Annotated in this window: 22 protein-coding genes; 12 read left to right on the plus strand and 10 right to left on the minus strand. The window is 76.0% G+C overall.

Annotated features, from left to right (window positions below):
* Nucleotides 1-230 precede the first annotated feature (230 nt).
* From VGB14_02785 to VGB14_02795, 3 genes are read left to right on the plus strand one after another with little or no spacing between them, the layout of a single operon-like run.
* Nucleotides 231-617, plus strand: coding sequence for a DUF1232 domain-containing protein (locus VGB14_02785; GenBank protein HEX9991831.1), 387 nt, complete (start codon nucleotides 231-233; stop codon nucleotides 615-617).
* Nucleotides 618-629: 12 nt separating this feature from the next.
* Nucleotides 630-800: a hypothetical protein gene (locus tag VGB14_02790; GenBank protein ID HEX9991832.1), complete on the plus strand. Its 171-nt coding sequence runs from the start codon at nucleotides 630-632 to the stop codon at nucleotides 798-800.
* 7 nt (nucleotides 801-807) lie between these two features.
* The gene (locus VGB14_02795) at nucleotides 808-1,161 is read left to right on the plus strand and encodes a hypothetical protein (protein HEX9991833.1); all 354 of its coding nucleotides are present in this window, start codon (nucleotides 808-810) and stop codon (nucleotides 1,159-1,161) included.
* Nucleotides 1,162-1,393: 232 nt separating this feature from the next.
* Here VGB14_02795 and VGB14_02800 read toward each other — a convergent pair whose 3' ends face one another.
* The 5 genes from VGB14_02800 to VGB14_02820 form a co-directional block, all read right to left on the minus strand.
* Entirely contained in the window at nucleotides 1,394-1,894 is a 501-nt protein-coding gene (locus VGB14_02800; protein ID HEX9991834.1) for a DinB family protein, read from the minus strand.
* A gap of 198 nt (nucleotides 1,895-2,092) precedes the next feature.
* A complete protein-coding gene (locus tag VGB14_02805; GenBank protein HEX9991835.1) occupies nucleotides 2,093-2,230 on the minus strand; it encodes a hypothetical protein in 138 nt (45 codons plus the stop codon).
* A 22-nt stretch (nucleotides 2,231-2,252) separates the two neighbouring features.
* Complete coding sequence (locus VGB14_02810; GenBank protein ID HEX9991836.1) at nucleotides 2,253-2,438, minus strand: hypothetical protein; 186 nt, start codon at nucleotides 2,436-2,438, stop codon at nucleotides 2,253-2,255.
* Nucleotides 2,438-2,623: a hypothetical protein gene (locus tag VGB14_02815; protein ID HEX9991837.1), complete on the minus strand. Its 186-nt coding sequence runs from the start codon at nucleotides 2,621-2,623 to the stop codon at nucleotides 2,438-2,440. Before VGB14_02815 ends, VGB14_02810 begins: the two co-directional genes overlap by 1 nt.
* Nucleotides 2,624-2,633: 10 nt before the next feature.
* Complete coding sequence (locus tag VGB14_02820) at nucleotides 2,634-3,044, minus strand: YjbQ family protein (GenBank protein HEX9991838.1); 411 nt, start codon at nucleotides 3,042-3,044, stop codon at nucleotides 2,634-2,636.
* 369 nt (nucleotides 3,045-3,413) lie between these two features.
* On the opposite strand from VGB14_02820, the gene VGB14_02825 reads away from it, so the two are divergent.
* The 9 genes from VGB14_02825 (at nucleotide 3,414) to VGB14_02865 (ending at nucleotide 14,042) form a co-directional block, all read left to right on the plus strand.
* A complete protein-coding gene (locus VGB14_02825) occupies nucleotides 3,414-5,006 on the plus strand; it encodes an amino acid adenylation domain-containing protein (protein HEX9991839.1) in 1,593 nt (530 codons plus the stop codon).
* Nucleotides 5,003-6,007, plus strand: a complete 1,005-nt coding sequence (locus VGB14_02830; protein HEX9991840.1) for a chlorinating enzyme — start codon at nucleotides 5,003-5,005, stop codon at nucleotides 6,005-6,007. The genes VGB14_02825 and VGB14_02830 overlap by 4 nt, the downstream gene beginning before the upstream one ends.
* An 87-nt stretch (nucleotides 6,008-6,094) precedes the next feature.
* The gene (locus tag VGB14_02835) at nucleotides 6,095-6,319 is read left to right on the plus strand and encodes an acyl carrier protein (GenBank protein ID HEX9991841.1); all 225 of its coding nucleotides are present in this window, start codon (nucleotides 6,095-6,097) and stop codon (nucleotides 6,317-6,319) included.
* 30 nt (nucleotides 6,320-6,349) lie between these two features.
* The gene (locus VGB14_02840; protein ID HEX9991842.1) at nucleotides 6,350-7,615 is read left to right on the plus strand and encodes a valine--pyruvate transaminase; all 1,266 of its coding nucleotides are present in this window, start codon (nucleotides 6,350-6,352) and stop codon (nucleotides 7,613-7,615) included.
* Nucleotides 7,599-8,453 (plus strand): hypothetical protein, encoded by an 855-nt coding sequence (locus VGB14_02845; GenBank protein ID HEX9991843.1) that lies wholly within the window; start codon nucleotides 7,599-7,601, stop codon nucleotides 8,451-8,453. The genes VGB14_02840 and VGB14_02845 overlap by 17 nt, the downstream gene beginning before the upstream one ends.
* Entirely contained in the window at nucleotides 8,450-9,376 is a 927-nt protein-coding gene (locus VGB14_02850; GenBank protein ID HEX9991844.1) for a DMT family transporter, read from the plus strand. Before VGB14_02845 ends, VGB14_02850 begins: the two co-directional genes overlap by 4 nt.
* A 53-nt stretch (nucleotides 9,377-9,429) precedes the next feature.
* On the plus strand, nucleotides 9,430-10,866 hold the full coding sequence (locus tag VGB14_02855; GenBank protein HEX9991845.1) for a hypothetical protein: 1,437 nt from the start codon (nucleotides 9,430-9,432) through the stop codon (nucleotides 10,864-10,866).
* A 73-nt stretch (nucleotides 10,867-10,939) separates the two neighbouring features.
* Nucleotides 10,940-13,267 carry a hypothetical protein gene (locus tag VGB14_02860; GenBank protein HEX9991846.1) on the plus strand — a complete coding sequence of 776 codons (2,328 nt, stop codon included), beginning with the start codon at nucleotides 10,940-10,942 and terminating at the stop codon, nucleotides 13,265-13,267.
* Between the two features lie 10 nt (nucleotides 13,268-13,277).
* A complete protein-coding gene (locus VGB14_02865) occupies nucleotides 13,278-14,042 on the plus strand; it encodes a crotonase/enoyl-CoA hydratase family protein (protein ID HEX9991847.1) in 765 nt (254 codons plus the stop codon).
* 3 nt (nucleotides 14,043-14,045) lie between these two features.
* Here VGB14_02865 and VGB14_02870 read toward each other — a convergent pair whose 3' ends face one another.
* From VGB14_02870 to VGB14_02890, 5 genes are read right to left on the minus strand one after another with little or no spacing between them, the layout of a single operon-like run.
* Nucleotides 14,046-14,453, minus strand: a complete 408-nt coding sequence (locus VGB14_02870) for an NUDIX hydrolase (protein HEX9991848.1) — start codon at nucleotides 14,451-14,453, stop codon at nucleotides 14,046-14,048.
* The gene (locus VGB14_02875) at nucleotides 14,450-14,935 is read right to left on the minus strand and encodes a GNAT family N-acetyltransferase (protein HEX9991849.1); all 486 of its coding nucleotides are present in this window, start codon (nucleotides 14,933-14,935) and stop codon (nucleotides 14,450-14,452) included. The genes VGB14_02870 and VGB14_02875 overlap by 4 nt, the downstream gene beginning before the upstream one ends.
* A gap of 1 nt (nucleotide 14,936) precedes the next feature.
* The gene (locus VGB14_02880; GenBank protein ID HEX9991850.1) at nucleotides 14,937-15,473 is read right to left on the minus strand and encodes a hypothetical protein; all 537 of its coding nucleotides are present in this window, start codon (nucleotides 15,471-15,473) and stop codon (nucleotides 14,937-14,939) included.
* A gap of 44 nt (nucleotides 15,474-15,517) precedes the next feature.
* Nucleotides 15,518-15,961 carry a universal stress protein gene (locus VGB14_02885; GenBank protein ID HEX9991851.1) on the minus strand — a complete coding sequence of 148 codons (444 nt, stop codon included), beginning with the start codon at nucleotides 15,959-15,961 and terminating at the stop codon, nucleotides 15,518-15,520.
* Nucleotides 15,958-19,338, minus strand: coding sequence for an adenylate/guanylate cyclase domain-containing protein (locus tag VGB14_02890; GenBank protein HEX9991852.1), 3,381 nt, complete (start codon nucleotides 19,336-19,338; stop codon nucleotides 15,958-15,960). Before VGB14_02890 ends, VGB14_02885 begins: the two co-directional genes overlap by 4 nt.
* Nucleotides 19,339-19,370: the final 32 nt, after the last annotated feature.

Genomic DNA, 19,370 nt, shown 5'->3' on the forward strand with positions numbered 1-19,370 from the left:
CGCCGGTCCTCCGGCCCAGCGGGCTGCGGCCCGGGTCCCGAGGGCGGGCGGCGGAGGCTGGCCCGCGCCGGCCCGGCGTCGCGAGGCCGGCGGCGCAGGCCGGCCCGTGTCGGCCCTCGGCCCGGCGGGCTGCCGGCCAGCGTCGCGAGGCCGGCGGCGAGGGCCCACCTCGCCCGCCCTTCCGGTTGCCCACCCGCGGCTTCGGGCCCGGGCGCTGGCACGCTGGGGGTGTGGGGGAGCGGCTGCTCGTGCTGGGAGCGGTGGTCGCGGGGCTGGTCGTGCTCGGGTGGGTGCTGCTGGCCGTCGCCGCCCGCCGCCTGCCGCCCGGTCCCCTGCGGGACGCGGCGATCGTCGTGCCGGCCGCCCTCGTGACGGTCCGGCGCCTCGCCCGGCACCCCGACGTGCCCCGGCGGGCGAAGGTCGTCGTCGCCCTCGCCGCACTCTGGGTGGCCTCGCCGATCGACCTCGTGCCGGAGTTCATCCCGGTGCTCGGGCCCCTCGACGACCTGGTCGTGGTGGCCCTCGCGCTGCGGTGGGCGGCCCGCCGCATCCCGAGGTCCGTACTGGAAGCGGCCTGGCCGGGCGATTCCGGCCTCCTCGACCGGGTCATCGGGTGACACACTGGTCCCGTGGCACCCCTCCGCCGCCGGCGCGACGACGAGTTCGACTTCAAGCGGTCGGCCGCCGAGCTGAAGGACGTGAACGCGGAGCCGTGGTTCCTGGCCGAGGACGCGGCCGACGAGGAGGCCGAGATCGTGGCGGGCCGGTCGGCCCGCTTCGACGGGGACGGGGGAGCCTGAGGCCGGGATGAGCCTCGCCCGCCGCCCGTCCGACGACGTCCTCGGCACGCTGCGTGAGGACCTCGTCTCGGCGGCCGACCTCGTGTTCCGGGGCCGCCGGGCCTACGACGGCGACCGCCTGCTGCGCCTCGCCGCCGAGGCCGTGCTCGCCCGTGTCGGGCAGGCCGCCGACACCCTGCCCGACGACGTCGCCTCGGCCGTGTTCGGCGGCGAGCGGGACGACTGGCTCGACCGGCGCGCCCCCGAGGCGACCGGCGACACCCGGGTCGACCACGACGAGGTCTGGGTGACCCTGAGCGAGGGCGCTCCCGTCCTCCTCGAGCGCCTCGACGAGCTCGAGGGCGGCCCGGACGACGCCTAGCCCGGCCGCCGTCCCCACCGCGGGCGCGCCGGGACACTGCTCGCCGGGCGGTGGCGCGGCGGGACACTGCTCGCCGGGCGGTGGCGCGGCGGGACACCGCTGGCCGGGCGGCGGCGCGCCGGGACACCGCTCACCAACGGCGGCGCGCCGGGACACTGCTCGCCGACGGGGCGCGCCGGGACACGGCCCGCCTATGGCTCGGCCGGCCGGCGTGACCGGCCGGGCCGGGAGGTCAGCCGGGGGACCAGCCGGGTGGGCGGTGGCCGGTCTGGCCGTCGATGAGCTCGCGGAGGATGTCCATGTGGCCGGCGTGGCGGGCGGTCTCCTCGATCATGTGGACGAGGACCCACCGCAGCGACACGGTGTCGCCCGCCCACGACGCCCCCGTGGCGTCGAGGTCGAGCTCGGTGATGGTCCGGTCGGCGGCGGCGCGGGCCCGGCCGTAGAAGGCGACGACGTCGGCGACGGTCTCGCCGGGCGCCAGCCGCAGGTCGGCGTCCTCGTCGTCCTCGTCGAAGGGCAGCGGCTCGGTGGGGCGCCCGAACGTCGTGCAGAACCACGAGTACTCGACGGCGGCCAGGTGCTTCACCATCCCGGCCAGGTTCGTGCCCGACGGCGTCATCGGCCGGCAGGCGTCGTCGTCGCTCAGCCCGTCCAGCCGCCAGAGCACGATGTCCCGGTGCAGGTTCATCGAGTCGTGGAGGGCCTGCTTCTCACCCGGCGTCCGCGTCATGGGCGCAGGTGTACCAGGGGGGTGTGACACCGAAGGGCCGCCGAGCGCCCGGTCGCACGATCAACTTTACGTAACGAGGATTCTGGGCGGTCAGGGCGGAGACGCGGGACGACACGACGAGGGCGGCGCCCCGTGCGGGAACGCCGCCCCTTCGTCGAGGACCTGGCCGCCGCCCGGTGCGCCGAGCGGCGGACGGGACTAGCGGGTTCGCAGGCGGCGGCCCAGGCGGCGCTGGGCGGCCTGGCGCTGGTCGTCGGTGCCGCCCTTGCGGCGCAGGAGCCGCTCGGCGGCCCGGCGCATGCGTCCCTTCATCGGCTTGGCGCTGCTCATCGGCATGTCGTCGTCTCCTCGTGTTCGGTCAACCGCCGGCCATTCCGTCGTCGTCGCCGGCGCCGTCGCCGGGCCGGACGTCGCCGCCCATCGAGGCGCCCGCCCCCTCGTCGGGCGCCAGCGCCTCGTCGGGCGACACGTCCACCAGCGACGGGTCCTCCGGCAGCCGGACCTCCGCCGGGTCGGCGGTGCTCGGGGTGTCGGCGTCGGACATCAGCTGCGGCCCTCGCGGGGCTCGCCGGCGTCGACGTCGTCGCCGCCCATCGACGGGTCGCCGGCCGGCTGGCTGAGGTCGGCGTCGCCGGTGCCCTCGAGGCCCGTGTTCGAGCCGCCCGACCCCATCGCCGGGTCGAGGCCCGGTTGGCTCTGCTCGGGATCGCCCGTGGTCTGGTCGCTCATGCCCGATGCCCTACCCGGCGAGGAACCCGAGCAGTACCCGTCGGCGGGGGTTGTCCCGGTTGCGGTCGACGAGGACGACCCGCTGCCAGGTCCCGAGCAGCGGCCGGCCCCCCTGCACGGGCACCGTCAGCGAGGGTGCGACGAGCACGGGCAGGAGGTGGTCCCCGCCGTGGCCCGGTGAGCCGTGGCGGTGCCGGTAGCGGTCGTCGCGCGGCAGCAGGCGGTCGAGCAGGTCGGGCAGGTCCTCGTCCGAGCCCGACCCCGTCTCCATGATCGCCACGCCCGCCGTGGCGTGCGGTGCGAACACCGACAGCAGCCCGTCGCCCCGTCCCCGGCAGAACTCCTCGGCGTCGCCGGTGAGGTCGACGACCTCCCGGCCGGTCGTGTCGACATGCAACTCGGTCAGGTCCACGCCGTCCATCCTGTCCGCCCCTCTCGCCGCTCTCCGCCGCGCCGGGGCTTTGGTGCCCTTCTAGGTTGCGATCGTGTGACGATTCGGTCGCCGCCATTGCCGGGGCCGCCGATTCGGTGCCGAGAATGGCCCCGGACGTTGCGTCGTGTCGCCGTCACGACGGGTGGGAAAGGGCAGGGGACGGCGTTCGGAAGAGCGGAAGGGATCGGAGCAACTCCGGGTCCGGAGGCGGTGTCGGCGGCAGGCGGGCGTTTCGTGCGTCCATCGGTTCGTCGGTCCCCCCTTCGCGGCCGGCATTGACACCTCGGTAGTGGCGAATGATCGCTCCTTCGCGCGCCCCAACCGCGCGTCCATGGAGCTTTCGGGGGGGATTCGAGCGTGCCCATATACGGTCAGCGGACCGATCAGGCGACGGAGCCCGTCGCCCATCGGAGCTTCGAGCTCCATGCGGAGCGCGCGCCGAAACGGCTCGCGGTCACCTGCGGGGAACGGGCCTTCACCTACGGTCAGTTGAACGAGCGGGCCAACCAGCTCGCCCACTTCCTCGTCGCCAACGGCGTCGGTCCCGGGTCGGTCGTCGGCGTCTGCCTCGACCGCTCCCCCGAGCTCGTCGCCAGCATCCTCGGCATCCTGAAGGCGGGCGCGGCCTACTCCCCGCTCGACACGACGTACCCGGACGAGCGGCTGGCGCTGATGACCGCCCAGCTCGACACGATGGAGTGGGTCGTCGCCTCGACGCGGACCCGGTCCCTCGTCGACCGGGCCGAGGCGCAGGTCCTCGACGTCGACGCCGTGGCGCCCGGCCTGGCGACGTTCCCGACGACCAACCCGCAGCGCCGGGTCACCGGCGACGACCTCTGCTACGTCGTGTTCACGTCCGGGTCGACGGGGCCGCCCAAGGCGACCGCCGTGCGCCACGCCGGCTGGCACAACCTGCTCAGCTGGCTGCGGGCCGACTTCGGCCTCGACGACTGGTCGAGCAACCTCCACATCAGCTCGATGGGCTTCGACATCAGCCAGCGCAGCCTCATGACGCCGCTGTTCACCGGCGCCACGCTCCACCTGCTGCCCAGCCGCAACTTCGACGCCATGCTGGCCAACCGGCTGGTCGCCCGGCTCGGGATCCGGACCCTGCACTGCGCGCCGAGCGCCCTCTACCTGATGATGGAGCGCGAGGCGTCCCACGACACGGGCGCGCTCGACACCGTCCAGTACGTGTTCGTCGGCGGCGAGCCGCTCTCGGCCCGCCGGGTGCGGGACTGGCCGAACCGGCCGGAGCGCCAGGGCAGGCTCGTGAACGTCTACGGCGTGGCCGAGTGCAGCGACGTGTCGACGTTCCACGTGCTCGAGGACTTCGCCGGCTACACCGAGACCGGCGTGCCCATCGGCCGCCCGATCCACAACACCGACATCCACCTCCTCGACGAGGACCTGCAGCCCGTCGCCCACGGCGACGTCGGCGAGATCTGCATCGCCGGGGCGGGGGTCGGCGCCGGCTACCTCAACGCCGAGGCGCTGACCCGCACCCGCTTCGTGCCGGCGCCGGCCGTCGGCGTCGAGCGCCTCTACCGCACGGGCGACCTGGGCCGGCTCCGCCCCGACGGCGCCATCGCCTGCATCGGCCGGGTCGACGACCAGGTGAAGGTGCGCGGGATGCGCATCGACCTCGGCGACGTCGAGACCACCCTGCGCCGCAGCGAGCGCATCCACGACGCCGTCGTCGTCGCCGTCAAGGACGAGCAGGGCGAGACCGACCTGGTCGCCCACGTCATCCTGTCGGCCACCTACGACGGCGAGTCCGACGAGCCGGCCCTGCGGGCCGAGGCCGCCGCCCTGCTCCCCCGGCACATGGTCCCCCGCTCCTTCGTCGTGGTCGACCGCTTCCCGCTCACCCCGAACGGCAAGGTCGACCGCGCCGCCCTGTCCCGCACGCCCGCCACCCGGGCCCCGATCGGCGCCTCCGCGTCGTGACGGCCGCCCGACCGACGACCACCACCTCAGGAATCGAGGACGAGATGACCGACGCTGCCCAGCTGCCCGCACCCACGCCCCACGTCGCCCGCGACGCCGTCGTCGACGACGACATCCGCGACGACATCGCCCGGTTCGAGGCCGACGGCTTCCTGGGGCCGATCAAGCTCTACGAGCCGGACGAGGCGACGGAGATGATCCGCGAGATCCGGGTGCAGAACCAGCGGCGGGAGAACGCGCTCTACCACAACAGCGTCAACTACGACCGCCACTTCGACATCTCGCTGCTGTCCCGCCACGTCTGCCACCCGACCATCGCCCGGTACCTCCAGGGCATCCTCGGGCCCGACGTGCTCCTGTGGCGCACCGAGTTCTTCCCGAAGTTCCCGGGCTCGGAGGGCACGGAGTGGCACCAGGTGCGGGACTACAGCTACGCTAACGGCAACCCGCAGCTGCTGCCCACCGAGACCGAGTGGAACGCGTTCATCGACATCACGGTGTGGACGACGTTCACGCCGGCGACGCTCGAGACCGGCTGCATGCGGTTCATGCGCGGGTCGCACAAGCACTGGTACTTCGACGAGCGCAAGGCGACGGCGAGGGGCCGCACCGGCGAGTACGACGTCAACGAGGTCGACACCCAGTTCTTCGGCTACGAGTTCTCGGACTTCAAGATCGACCCGTCCTGGGTGCCGCCGGACGAGGACGTCGTCAACCTCGTGATGGAGCCGGGCGAGGCCGTGATCTTCACCGCCAACTGCGTCCACGGCTCGCTCCCCAACCGCACCGAGCGCCAGACCCGGTTCGCCATCGCCGGGCGGTACGTGCCGACCCACGTCCGCGTCTACCCGGAGCAGGACTGGTTCACGGCCCACGGCGCCCGCTTCGACCTGAGCAACTACGGGAGCGTGCTGGTCGCCGGCCGCAACGACTACGACCACAACCGGATCAGGACCCACAACAACCTCGGCGAGCCGTTCACCACGAACTTCCCGCGCTGAGCGGCGCGGCCCGCCCCGACGATCGAGAGCGGTGACGGCCGCCGCCCGCCAGCCGGCGCGGCGGCCCCGCTCGGAAAGGACCCCGACATGGTGGCCGACACCATCCGCAGCATCTGGCGCAAGGAGCTCGACCTCGGCGAGTTCTCCGACGACGACGACTTCTTCGACCTGGGCGGCCACTCGCTGGTGATGGCGAGGATCCAGACCCGCATCAGCGAGGAGCTCGGCGTCGAGGTGCCGATGGACGACCTGTTCCGGCACTCGACCGTCGCCGGCATCTCGGGCTACCTCGAGCACGCGGCGGCGAAGTAGCCGGCGCGGCGAGCCGAGGCGGCGACGGGGATGGCGCTGCTGTCGCTCTGCGGAGCGAAGATGACGAGCCCGTCGGGGCTCCGGGCGATCATGCAGGACGTCGCCACGACGATCACCGACCCGCTCGACCGTGAGTGGCTCAACCTGAGCATCGGCAACCCGGCGGCGATCCCCGAGGTGATCGCCATGTGGCGGCGGCTGACGGCCGACGCGCTGGCCTCGAAGTTCGAGGCGGTCAGCTGCCAGTACGGGCCGTCGCGGGGGGCCGAGGCGCTCCTCGACGCCATCGTCCGCTACTTCGACGACCGCTACCGGTGGGGGCTGCTCCCCGACAACGTCGTCGTCGGGCCGGGCAGCCAGATGCTCTGCTTCGTCGCGGCCGCGCTGTACGCGGGGCCGAGCGACGCCGGCCTGCGCCGCATCGTGCTGCCCGTCGTGCCCGACTACACCGGCTACCAGGGCGTGTGCATGCACGCCGGCGGCATCGTCGGCGTCCCGCCGAGGATCGAGACCGACGGCGACCGCGGCTTCCGCTACGTCGTCGACCTCGACGCGCTCGAGCGGGTCGAGGACGTCGGCATGTTCCTGCTGTCGACGCCGAGCAACCCGACGGGCCGGGCGGCCGACCCCGAGGAGCTCGACGCCATCGTCCGCATCGCCGAGGCGAGGGGCGTGCCCGTCGTCGTCGACAACGCCTACGGCGAGCCGTTCCCGCAGGTGGCGGCCACGCCGTCCCCGCCCGTGTGGCACCCCAACGTCATCAACCTGTTCACGATGTCGAAGGCGGGGATGCCGGGCGAGCGGATCGGCTTCGCCGTGGGCGCGGCCGAGTACACGACGGCGATGACGTCGTTCATCGCCAACTCGGCCCTGCACGCGCCCCAGCTCTCCCAGATCGTGCTGGCCAACGCGCTCGCCTCGGGCGACCTGGACCACACGGTCGGGTCCGTCATCACGCCGTACTACGCGAGCAAGCGCCGGACGGCCGAGAAGCTGCTCGCCGAGCGGCTGCCGGAGTGGGTGGACTGGCGGCTGCACACGAGCGACGGCGGCATGTTCTGCTGGCTGTGGTTCGACCACGACTGGTTCGACGACGCCGACTTCTACCGGCGGATGAAGGCCCGCAAGGTGTTCGTCGTCCCCGGCCGGCACTTCTTCGTCGACCCCGCCTCGGTCGGCCCGCACGGCACCCACTGCATCCGCATCAGCCTGAGCTCGGACGAGGCGATCCTCGCCGAGGGCATCGACCGGATGGCCGACGAGCTGGAGGAGCTGGGTCGTGGCGCTGGCCGTTGACACCGTCCGGTCGGGCGGGACGGCGCTGACGGTCGGCTCGACGGCGGTCGACCCGGGCCGGCCGAGCCTGCTGTTCGTCAACGCCGTCGGCATGGAGGCGCCCCTGCTCGACGGGGTGGCCGCGCACGTCGAGGACGCCGGCCTCAACTTCCTCACCTGGGAGCTGCGGGGCAGTCCCGGGCCGGCCGACACCGGCGGTCCCGGCGACTTCTCGGTCGAGGCCCACGCCGCCGACGGGGTCGCCGTGCTCGACGCCTTCGGCGTGGACGACGCGGTCGTCGCCGGCTGGTGCACCGGCGCCACGATCGGGCTGTTCCTGGCGGCCGAGCTCGGCCCCCGGGCGACGGCGTTCGCGTCGATCGACGGCGCCTTCCTCTTCGAGGGCGCGCCCGGCGGGTCGGTCGGGAACTCCGTCTACGCGATGTGCGCGGCGATCGACGCCGACGAGGCGCTCGCCCCCGAGTACCATCACCTGCTCACCCTGCGGGGCGGCGACACGACGATCCCCGGGCTCGACGCCGACCCGGCGCTGATCCGCCGGCTCACCGCGCCCTACCGGACGGGCGACGGCCTGCTGCGGTTCGCGCGCGCCACCCGGGGCGCCTGCGCCTACGACCCCGCCGCCGTGCTCGCCACGCTCGCCTGCCCCACCTGGTTCGCGGCGCGCGTCGACGACACGATGGTCTCCTACCGCAAGAGCGAGACGGCCGCGGGCCTGGCCAGGGACGCCCGCCTGGTCGTCTACCCGTCGGGCGGCCACTGGGCCCTGTTCACCGAGCGACAGGTGCTCGACGACCTCACCGCCTTCGCGACCTCGGTGGTGGGCGCCCGCCGGTGAGCGCGCTCGGCATCCTCAGGCCACCGGCCCGGGCCGCCGGGCACGTCTACCTGGGCAACGTGGCCGCCACCGCCATGCTCAGCGGGATCTTCGTGTTCGGCGCCCGCAGCGTCCGCACGTCGGCGCCCGTCGAGGTCGCCGCCCAGCGCTTCACCCTGGCGACGCTCGTGTTCGGCCTGCTCTTCGTCGCCCGGGTCATCCGCCCGGTGCGCATCCGGCGGGCGTCGACCGGCGTCTACCTGCTGATCGCCTCGTCGGCGGGGGTGTTCCTCTACAACGTCCTGTTCTTCGCCGGGCTCGACCTGTCGCTGGCGTCGAGCGGCGGGTTGATCATCGCCACCATCCCGGTGTGGACGTCGCTGCTCGAGTCGGCCGTCCTCGGCACCCGCCTGACCCTCCGCAAGGTGGTCGGCTCGCTCGTGTCGTTCAGCGGCGTCGCCTACCTGTTCCTCGCCTCGCTCGACTCCTCGGCCGGCCTGCTCGACTCGGACAACCTCGTCGGCGACCTCCTCTTCCTCGCCGCCGCCGTGTGCTGGGCCGTCTACTCGATCGCCATGAAGAAGGTGGTCGCCGAGGTCGAGCCCCGGGTGGCGACGGCCTACTCGGTCGGGATCGGGTCGGTGCTGCTCGTCGTCTGGAGCTTCCTCAGCAACGGCCACTCGCCCCTCAATGGCGAGATGCTCCACATCCCGATCATCTACATGGCGACGTTCGGCACGGTGTTCGCGCTGATGCTGTGGTTCCACAGCATCCAGGAGATCGGGCCGACCCGGACGAGCGTGTTCCTGAACCTCGTACCCGTCTATACCGTCGTGCTGGCCGCGGTGTTCTTGGACGAGTCGCTCGGATTGTCCGTGCTCGTGGCGCTGTGCATCATCATCGCCGGCGTCCTCGTCGTGCAGACCGACCCGGCCCGCGCCTGACGCACTATGACCGGCGAAGGGGCCGGTGTGAACGGCGAGGTAGGGTCGTGACAATGACCAAGATCACCTGTCTGGACGACGTCGACGACTCGCCGGCCAGCGTGGCGACGACCCGGCGGTGCCGCGTCGTGGCCGGGTTCCTCGCCCGCACGGACGGGCGGGAGATCGTCGAGCCGGCCGAGGCCGACCTCGCCACCGTCGTCGCCGCCCTGGCCGACCGGGGCGTGCTGCACTTCCGGCCGACCGGGGAGCCGGGGGTGGTCGCCGTCGACCACGTGCCGTCCGAGGCGGTCGTCCGCACGGCCACGGACGGGCTGAAGGAGTGGCCGTCGTCGGTCGCCAACCGCATGGCCAAGTCGGCGCGGCGGTCGGCCGGCGCGCTGTTCACGTTCCCGGACGAGTTGGGCGACGACGCCATCGAGGTGTTCATCACGGACTGGAGCCCGTGCCCCGGCGCGTGCGCCGTCGCCGTCCACCACGGCCACCCGTACGTCCGCGGGCGGGTGCCGTGGGACGACCGGCCCTCCTGGTTCACCGGCCTCTACGTGCGCCACCCGCTCACCGGCGACCTGCTCCCCGTGTGGGTGGCGGACTGGGTGAAGCCGGACTTCGGCACCGGCGCCGTCCTCGTCAACCCGGCCCACGACGCGGTCGACCTCGAGTTCGGCCGGTCGGTGGGCATGCCCATCCGGTTCGCGCTGATGCCGACGGGCGCGTCGGACAGCCCGGAGTCCTGGCCGGCACCACCGGTCATCAAGCAGGGCACGGCGATCAAGACGGGCCGGTGGGACGGCATGAACGTCGCCGACGCCCGCACCGCCTACCGGGAGACGCTCGGCGAGCGGGGCCTGGCCAAGGACCACACCGACGTCCGCCTCCCCGGCTACCGCATCGGCACGCTCACCATGGACGACGCCGGGCCCTGGCGGTGGACGCCCGAGGACGGCCGGCTGGCGCCCGCGGGCGACGGCGACGGCGGCGGGCGGCGGGCCCGGCTGGAGCCGGCGCCGGTGCTGGCCGCGGCGGCCGCCGTGGTCGGCGGGGCGGAGGTCGTGATGATGGGGGCGACGGCGGTGAAGTCGGCCGCTCCCCTGCTCGTCACCCTGCTGAAGGACGGCGGGGTCGAGCGCATGCCCGCCGTGCAGGTCACCCAGACGGCGGACTACGGCGGGTCGCGCGAGTACGACGACGCGCTGCGCCTCGCCTACCTCGTCGCCGGCGACCCGAACCAGCCGGCGACGGTCAAGGAGGCCCTGCTCGAGCAGACCGAGCGGTTCCTCGCGGGGCTCGGCGAGATGAAGGAGCGGCTGGCGGAGGTGGGCGAGGCGCCCCCCAAGGGCGTCGCCTCGGCGCTCGACCGGGGCGACCCGGTCGCCCTGTTCCGCGAGCTGTACCGGTGGCAGAAGGACACGCTCAAGTCGGGCAAGCCCGTCGAGGAGCGGTCGTACCGGGCAGCGGTCAGCGCGCTGCTCGGCGACACCGGCTTCTGACAAGGAAATCCCTGGCGGCGGGGCGCCCTCCACCCGTGTGGGCGCCCGATCCACGGCGAGTAGGTTGGCGATCATGGCGCGCAGGATCGAGGTCGAGCTCACGAGCGAGCGCGACGACAACACGTGGACCTGGCGCGCCGCCGGCGCCCGCCAGCCGAAGGGCGTCCTCGACGGCTCGATCCTGTACCCGGGGGCGAAGGTCGGCGACGTCGTGCGGGCCGAGGCGGAGTTCGACGTCGACGGGATCACCGTCGTCTCCGTGGTGCCGCCCAAGGAGGACCGCAAGGGGCCCGAGCGGCTGGAGCTGATCTCCTCTGGCCGGGACTTCGAGCCGGTCACCACCACGTTGGCGCCCCGGGGCCGCGGCGACCGCGACCGGCGGCGCGAGCGGCGCGACGGCGACCGCGACGGCCGGCCCGGGCGTCCCGGCGACCGCGACGCCGACCGGCGGCCGCGGGGCGACCGGCCCCACCGCCCGGGCGGCGACCGCCCGGGGGGCGAGCGGGGCCCCGGCGGCGACCGGCGGGAGCGGGGGGATCGCGGTGATCGCGCCGACCGCGGCGACCGAGCCGACCGCGGGGCCAGGCCGGACCGGCCGGGACGGGGCGCGGGTGCGCCGGTCGGCGCCGGCGAGCGTGGTCCGGGTGAGCGGCGGGGCCGCCCGCCGGGTGGCGAGCGCCGCCCCCGGCCGGAGCGCCCGGCGCCCGAGCCGAAGCCCAAGCCCAAGCGCCTGCGGGCCGGCCGCACGCACCGCAACGCCGTGCTGGCCGACCTGCCGCCCGAGCAGCGGCCGGTCGCCGAGCAGCTGCTGAGCGGCGGCATCCCGGCGGTCCGCCAGGCCCTCGAGCGCCAGAACGAGCAGCTGCGGTCGGAGGGCAAGCCGGAGGTCAAGGCCGACGCGCTGCTGGCCATGGCCGAGGAGCTGCACCCGCGGCTTCGGTCGGCCGAGTGGCGGGACCGGGCCGAGGCGGCGCTCGCCGAGGTGGACGAGGTCGACCTGCGGGACCTGCGGTCGGTGGTCGTCGCCGCCGACGACGCGGCCCGGGACGAGGAGAGCCGGGAGCTGGCCTCCCGCCTGCGGGACTCGCTCAACACGAGGGTGGACCGGGAGCACGCCGAGTGGCAGGCCGAGCTGGCCGCCACCCTGGCCGACGGCCGGATCGTGCGGGCGCTGCGCCTGAGCAGCCGGCCGCCCAAGGCCGGTGTGCCGCTCCCCCCCGAGGTCGTCGCCCAGCTCACCGAGCAGGCGAACGCGGCGCTGACCGCCGAGGTCAGCCAGGACCGGTGGGCGGCGGTGCTCGACGCCATCGCCTACTCACCGGTGCGGCGGACGGTCGAGCCCGCCGGCGTGCCGCCCGAGCCGGGCGCCGAGCTGCTCGCCGCCGTGCGGAAGATCGCCGACCGGGTGCCCCAGATCGCCAGCCGGTTCGGGATCGAGGCGCCGGCCCGCCCGGCCCGTCCCACCCGCCCGGGCCGGCCGCCCCAGCGCCCCGCCGGCGGACCCGGCCAGCCCCGCCGCCGCCCGCCGGGCAGCAACGGCGACACCCCCCGCCCCGCTCCCCCGGCCCGGGCCAACGGCGAGTCCGCCGGCGGCCCGCCCAGGACCCCGGCGCCCACGTCCGGCCCCGGCGCTCCGCCCGAGACGACCGACGCACCCGCAGACGCGTCGACCGAGACCGCCGACGCACCCGCCGACGCCGCGCCCGCGACCGCAGACGCGCCGCCCGAGAAGACCGACGCATCCGCAGACGCGTCGCCGGAGACCGCCGACGCGCCCCTCGAGACCGCGCCGGCTGCGGCGTCGGCGGCTCCGGCCGCCGAGTCCGCCGGGTCGCCGTCCCCGGGTTCGGGCGAGCCCGCCGACACGACGGCCGCCGGGTCGGAGGGTGCGACCCCGGAGACCGACGGCGCACCGAGCGGGGGTGAGGCTCACACCGCCGACGCGCCGGACGCCGCCGATGCCCGATGGGTTCAGGGCGCCGACGCAGCGCTCGGCGACGCCGCCGAGCCCGGTCCTCGGGCGGGCGACGCGATGGACACCGGGTCGGCTCCGACCGGCCCGACGCCGGCTGCGGAGACCGCCGAGGCACCCGCCGCGGAGCCGGATCCGGCGTCGGCCGAGTCCGCCGACGCCCCGGCCGCAGGGTCGGCACCGGGCGCCCATCCGTCGGACGCCAGCACGGCCGCGACCGCCGACGCGCCGGTCGCGGAGTCCGCACCGAAGGCGGACCGGACCGGCGAGCCGGCGGCCGCGGGGGCGGCGACGGCGTCGGCCGGGTCCGGCGACGCGCCGGCCGACGGGGGCGATCCCGCCGGCGCTGCCGCGTCGTCCGAGAGCGCCGGTGAGGCGAGCCCGCGCGGCGAGCCGGCGGACGGCGGGGACGAGCGGGGCGAGGGGTAGCGGCCGTCCCGTGGCCGTCGAGTACGAGGTCAGGGGGCGGGTCGGGGTCATCCGGCTGAACCGGCCGGAGGCCCGCAACGCCGTGAACGGCGACGTCGCCCAGGGGGTCGAGGCCGCGCTCGACCGGCTCGAGGGCGACGACGACGTGTGGGTCGGCGTGCTCACCGGCGAGGGGCCGGTGTTCAGCGCCGGCGCCGACCTCAAGGCCATCGCCGCCGGGCAGGGCTCGTCGCTCGGCACCACCCGGGGCGGGTTCGCCGGGCTCGTCCGGCGGGAGCGGGCCAAGCCGCTGATCGCCGCCGTCGACGGGCCGGCCCTCGCCGGCGGGTGCGAGATCGCCATCGCCTGCGACCTGATCGTCGCCTCCACGGCGGCCCGCTTCGGGCTGCCCGAGGTGAAGCGGTCGCTCGTCGCCGCGGCCGGCGGCCTGTTCCGCCTCCCGCGCCTCCTGCCCCGGACCCTGGCCATGGAGATGGTCCTCACCGGCGACCCGATCTCCGCCGAGCGGGCCCACGCCGCCGGCCTCGTCAACCAGCTGTGCGAGCCGGGCACCGCCCTCGACAACGCACTCGCCCTCGCGGAGCGGATCTGCGCCAACGCCCCCCTCGCCGTCCGGGAGAGCCGCCGCGTGCTGCTCGCCGCCGTGGACCAGGACGAGGCGGTCGGCTGGCGCATGTCGGCCGAGGCGATGGTCGCCCTGTCGGCCACCGAGGACTACGCCGAGGGGCCGCTGGCCTTCATCGAGAAGCGGGCCCCGCAGTGGAAGGGCCGCTGACCGCTACACGATCGTCGGGATGACGCCGTGCTCGTGGAGGAACTCGGCCAGGCCGTCCACGAGCGGCTGCTCGGCCACCTCGTCGAGCGGCACCCAGGCGGCCTCGGCGGCGTCGTGGCCGGCCACCGGCGCTCCCGAGTCGAGCAGGGTGACGGCGAAATCGAGGATCACGAAGTGGTGGTCCTCGCCGATGCGCTCCACCCAGCCGACCAGCCGGTCGCACACCCCCTCCAGGCCGGTCTCCTCGGCCAGCTCTCGCACCACCGCCTCGGCCAGGGTCTCGCCCGCCTCGACCCGGCCGCCGGGGATCGACCACGACCCCGCGGCCGGCCCGTGGCCCCGGCGGATCAAGAGCAGCCGGCCGTCGTCGACGACCACCGCCCCGACGCACACCTCAGGTCTCGCCGTCACCCGTCCTCCCCGGTCGTGCCCAGCGGGCGGTGGACGACGATCGCCCGTGCCACCAGCCCGAACCGTTCGAAGAAGTTCTTGGTCGCCCGCATGCCGGGCAGCGCCACGCTGTCGACGCCGACGCAGCCCCGCCCCTCGCACCAGGCGATCAGCGCGTCCATCACCGCCTCGCCGAGGCCGATCCCCCTCGCCCCCGGCTCGACGTACAGGTCGGTGACCACGCCGAGGAGGTCGCCGTCCCGCAGGCGCTCCGCCCTCACGACGCCGTAGCCCATCACGGCGTCGCCGATGCAGCCGGCGACCACGTGGTGGTCGGGGTCGTCGAGGGCGGCGGCCAGCCCCGGCCCGACCGGCTCGGCCCGGGCCTCCCGCCGGCGCCACACGACCCCGCCCTTCTCGACGGCCAGCTCGGCGATCGCCTCGGCCGCCAGCTGGGCGACGCGGTCCAGGTCCTCGGCCCGAGCGGGCCGGGCGCTCTCCACGTCAGCGCTGGAGCTGGGCGATGCGGTTGAGGATCGTCTTGCGACCCCTGGTCTCCGCCTCGTAGGCCCCGACCGCCTCGAGCTCGTCGGGCGACAGGCCGGCCAGGCGGGGCACGACCTGGGACGCCGACAGGCTGTCGTAGTCCGGGATGGCGAGCTGGCCGACGGCGGGCGCCGACCGGGTCACCACCGGCGGCTCGGCCGGGGGCGGCGGCTCGGCCGCCGGCGCGCCCTCGTCGGCCCGCCCCGCGGGCGCCGGGGCCGGCGCCGCCGCAGGGGCGGGGGCGGCGCCGTCGCGGCCGAGGAGGCCCTCGGCCTGCTCCCACACGGTCGCCAGCCGCTTCTCCGCCTCCACCCGGCCCTGCTGGACGGCGAACTGGCCGACGACCTTCGCCATCGTCACCTGCCCGGTGACCTGCTGGCGGCCCCGCTCGACCAGGCGGGGCAGCAGCGACCGGGCTTCGAGCGCGAGGCCGAGCGGCGCGTACACGAGGAGGTCGAGCGCCCAGTCCACCGGCGTCTTGCTGTCGTCGTTCACGGCCGACCATCCTGGCGCGGCCCGGGCCCGGTTCCCAACGTGGGCTACGGCGCGGTGTGGACGACGAGCACGTCGCAGGGCGCGTGGTGGGACACGGCGCCGGCGACGCTGCCGAGGAGGAAGCGGGTGGCCGGGGTGCCGAGCCCCTTCGAGCCGACGACGACGAGGTCGGCGTCGAACTCCTCGGCGGTGGCGACGATCACGTCGGCCGGGTCGCCGGGCTCGGCCCGCACGACCACGTCGGCGACCCCGAGCTCGGCGGCGAGCGCCCGGGCCCTCCTCGCCTCGGCCTCGGCCGTCGCCCGGTCGCCGACCATCCAACGGAGGTCCTCGGGGGCCACCTCGCCGTCGCCGTCGCCGTGCGGGTGGTAGGCGGTGACGGCGACCAGGCGGGCGCCGGCCCGGGCGGCCAGCTCGCCGGCGTGGCGGACGGCCTCCTCGGCCGTGGACGAGCCGTCGGTCCCGACGACGACCGTTCGGTAGGTCACGGTGCTCCCTTCGCCATCGACCGGGCGCCTCCCTGTTCGGACGCGGCGGCGACCGCGGCCGACAGCGCGGCCGCCGCGAGGTCGCGGGTCTCGGCGCTCTCCTCGGAGCCGTCCGCCGCCTCGGCGGCGAGGGCGAGCGCCCTGGCGCCGTCGCCGCCGTCCGCCTCCAGCAGGGCGAGCGCAGCGGCCGCGTGGCGCCACGCCGTCGTCGCCGGGCCGTCGCCCCGCAGCCCGACCGCCTCCTCGAGCAGGAGGCGGGCGTCGTCGGTCCCCTCCCCCACCGCCCGGGCCAGCGCGACGAGCGCCCGGACCTCGCTCTCCCGCTCCCCGCCACCGCCCCGCACGACGGCGAGCGCCGCCCTCGCCGCCCTGGCCGCCTCGTCCCGCTCGCCGGCGTCGGCCGCCACGGCGGCGATCTCGGCCAGGAGCCTCGCCTCCTCGGCGGCCGCCCCGACCCGCCTGGCCCGGTCGAGCCCGGCCGCCAGCCACCGCCGGGCCTCGGCCCGGTCGCCGGCCGCCCGGGCCACCGTCCCCTTGAGCCGCAGGGCGGCGGCCTCGCCCCACGGGTCGCCCAGCTCGGCGAACAGCCGGTCGGCGTCGTCGGCCCGTTGGCGGGCCTCGGCGAGGTCGCCGGCCTCGGCCGCGCTGGCGGCCAGCAGCAGCGAGCAGATCCCCTCGGCCCACGGGTCGCCCTGGGAGCGGGCCTGGGCCCGCAGGCTGGCGCCGATGTCGGCGGCCTGCGCCACCCGGCCCTCCTGGAGCAGGGTGAACCCGAGGATGGCGAGGCACCAGCCGATGCCGGCCGGGTCGCCCCGCTCGGCGAAGCGGCCGGCCGCCCGCCACAGGTGGCCCCTCGCGGCGGGCACCGAGCCGAGCTGGAACTCGCACCACCCGAGGGACTGGAGGGTCTCGGCCGTCTCCTCGCCGGCCGATCGCTCGAGGTCGAGGGCCCGGAGCAGCCGGGGCAGGGCGAACCGGGACCGGCCGGCCAGCACCTCGACCCAGCCCTGGAGGCGCAGGGTGGCGGCCTCGCCGAGCGGGTCGCCGATGGCCCGCCACCGGGCTTGGGCGTCCTCGAAGCGGGACCGGCTGCGGCCGACGTCGCCCCGCAGACGGTCGACGGCCCCGAGGCGGGCGATGGCCTCGGCCGTCATCGGCCCGCCGTCGCCGTCCCTGGCCAGCACCTCCTCGAAGGCCGCTGCGGCGGCGTCGAGGCGGCGCAGCCCGACGAGCACGACGCCGTGCTCGAGCGCCACCCTGGCCGGGTGGGGGGCGTCGCGGCCGGCGGGCAGGGCGCCGAGGTCGCGCGCCCGCTGGTACCAGCCGTCCGCGTCCCGGAGGGCGTCCCTGGCGTGGGCGTCCCTGGCCGCCCGCACGAGGTGGTCGACGGCGGTGGCGGCCAACCCGTGGTCGGTGTGGCCGAGCTGGAGGTCGAGGGCGACGGCCCGCTCGTAGTGGTGGGCGACGAGGCCGAGCACCGCCGCCTCGCCCTCCGGCCCCCACCGGTTCCGGAGCCAGGCGGCCACCCTGGCGTGCTTGCGGGCCCGCTCGCCGAGGGGGACGGCCGCGTAGGCCACCTCGCTTGTGAGCCCGTGGCGGAAGGCGAGGTCGCCGGCCGGGTCGTCGGCGGCGTGAGGCTCGATGACGCCCCTCGTGACGAGGGCGTCGACCGTGCCGTCGACGTCGGCGTGGTCGTCGAGGGCGGCGACCGCCTCCCGCCAGAACGACCGGCCGACGATCGCCGCGTCCTGGAGGAACCGGCGCTGGTGGAGGGGCAGGGCGTCGAGGCGGGCGCCGATCAGGGAGCGGACGCCGTCGGGCAAGCCGACGGTGGCGAGGTTGGTCGCCGCCAGCCACCGGCCACCCACCTCGGTGATGGCGCCGGTCTCCGACAGCCACCGCACGAGCTCCTCGAGCAGCAGCGGGTTGCCGCCGCCGGCGTCGAGGAGGCGGCGCTCGGCGGCGGGGCCGATGGCGCCCACCCCGGCCGGGTCGCCGGGCCCGGCGAGCAGGCCGTGGAGGAGGCGGGCGGCGGCCTCCCGGTCGAGCGGGGCGAGGGCGAGGGCGGGGCCGGGCCAGTCGGCGGCCGCCGGCAGCTCCCTGGCCAGGGCGACGGCCAGCAGCGGGCGGCCCGGCCCCCGGCCGGCCAGCTGGCGGAGGAGCCCGAGGACGGCGTCGTCGGCCCACTGGAGGTCGTCGAACACGACGAGCACGGGCCGGGTGGCGGCCAGCCCCTCGAGCACGATGCGGACGGCGCCCACCAGCTCGTCGGCCACCCTGGCCCGCGCCGGGAGCCCGCCGTCGGCCGCGCCCCGGCCCGGCTCGGCGAGGCCGAGAAGCTGGGCGATCCGCGCCGTCAGGACGGCGACGTCGGCGCCCACGGCCGCCGCCACCGGCCCGAGCCCCTCGGCCAGGCGGTGGTGCTGGGCCGGGCGCGGGTCGCCGGTCTCGACCCCGAACGCCGAGCGGACGAGGTCGGCCAGCGGGTCGAGCGCGCCGGCCCCGCCGTAGGGGTCGCAGCCGGCCCACAGCAGCTCGCACTCGGGGCGCGACCGCCACAGGGTGATGGCGAGCTCGAGGGCGAGGCGGGTCTTGCCGAGCCCGGCCTCGCCGGTGACGGCGACGACGCCGGCCCGGCCCTCGGCGAAGGCCCGCTCGGCCTCGGCCGCCAGCACGGCCAGCTCGTCGTCCCGGCCGACGAGCGGCGCGCCGAGCCCGAGCGCGCCCCGGCCCGGGCCCCGGCGGGTGCCGACCGCGGCCCAGGCCCGCACCGGGGCCGACTTGCCCCGCAGGTGGTACGCGGGCCTCGCCTCGTAGGCGATGGCGTCGACGGTGGCCGCCCAGGTCCGCTCGCCCACCAGCACCTCGCCCGGCCGGGCCACCGACACCAGGCGGTGGGCCGTGTTCACGGTGTCGCCGGTGACCGTGTAGGCGCCGCCCGGCCCGACCGGCCCGGCCAGCACCTCGCCGGTGTTGATCCCGACCCGCAGGACGAGCCCCGGCCCGGGCGCCTCGAGGGCGGCGGCGAGGCCGAGCGCCGACCGCACGGCCCGCTCGGCGTCGTCCTCGTGGGCCACCGGCGCGCCGAACACGGCCATCAGCTCGTCGCCGATGATCTTGTCCACGTGGCCGCCGTGGCCCTCGACCACGGGGACGAGCGCGCCGAAGCACCGGTCCAGCAGCTCTTTGACGGCCTCCGGGTCGCGGCCCTCGGCCAGGGTGGTGAACCCGGCGAGGTCGGCGAACACGACCGTCACCACGCGGCGCTCCTCGACGGCGGCCCCGAGCGACGGCGCCGCCGCCGCCACGGCCGTGCCGCAGGCCGGGCAGAAGCGGGCGCCGTCCGGGAGCACCGACGAGCAGGACGGGCAGCGCACGCCCGTCACCTACCACCCGGCGCCCGTCGCGC

Source organism: Acidimicrobiales bacterium, from assembly GCA_036399815.1.
Taxonomy (GTDB): domain Bacteria; phylum Actinomycetota; class Acidimicrobiia; order Acidimicrobiales; family DASWMK01; genus DASWMK01.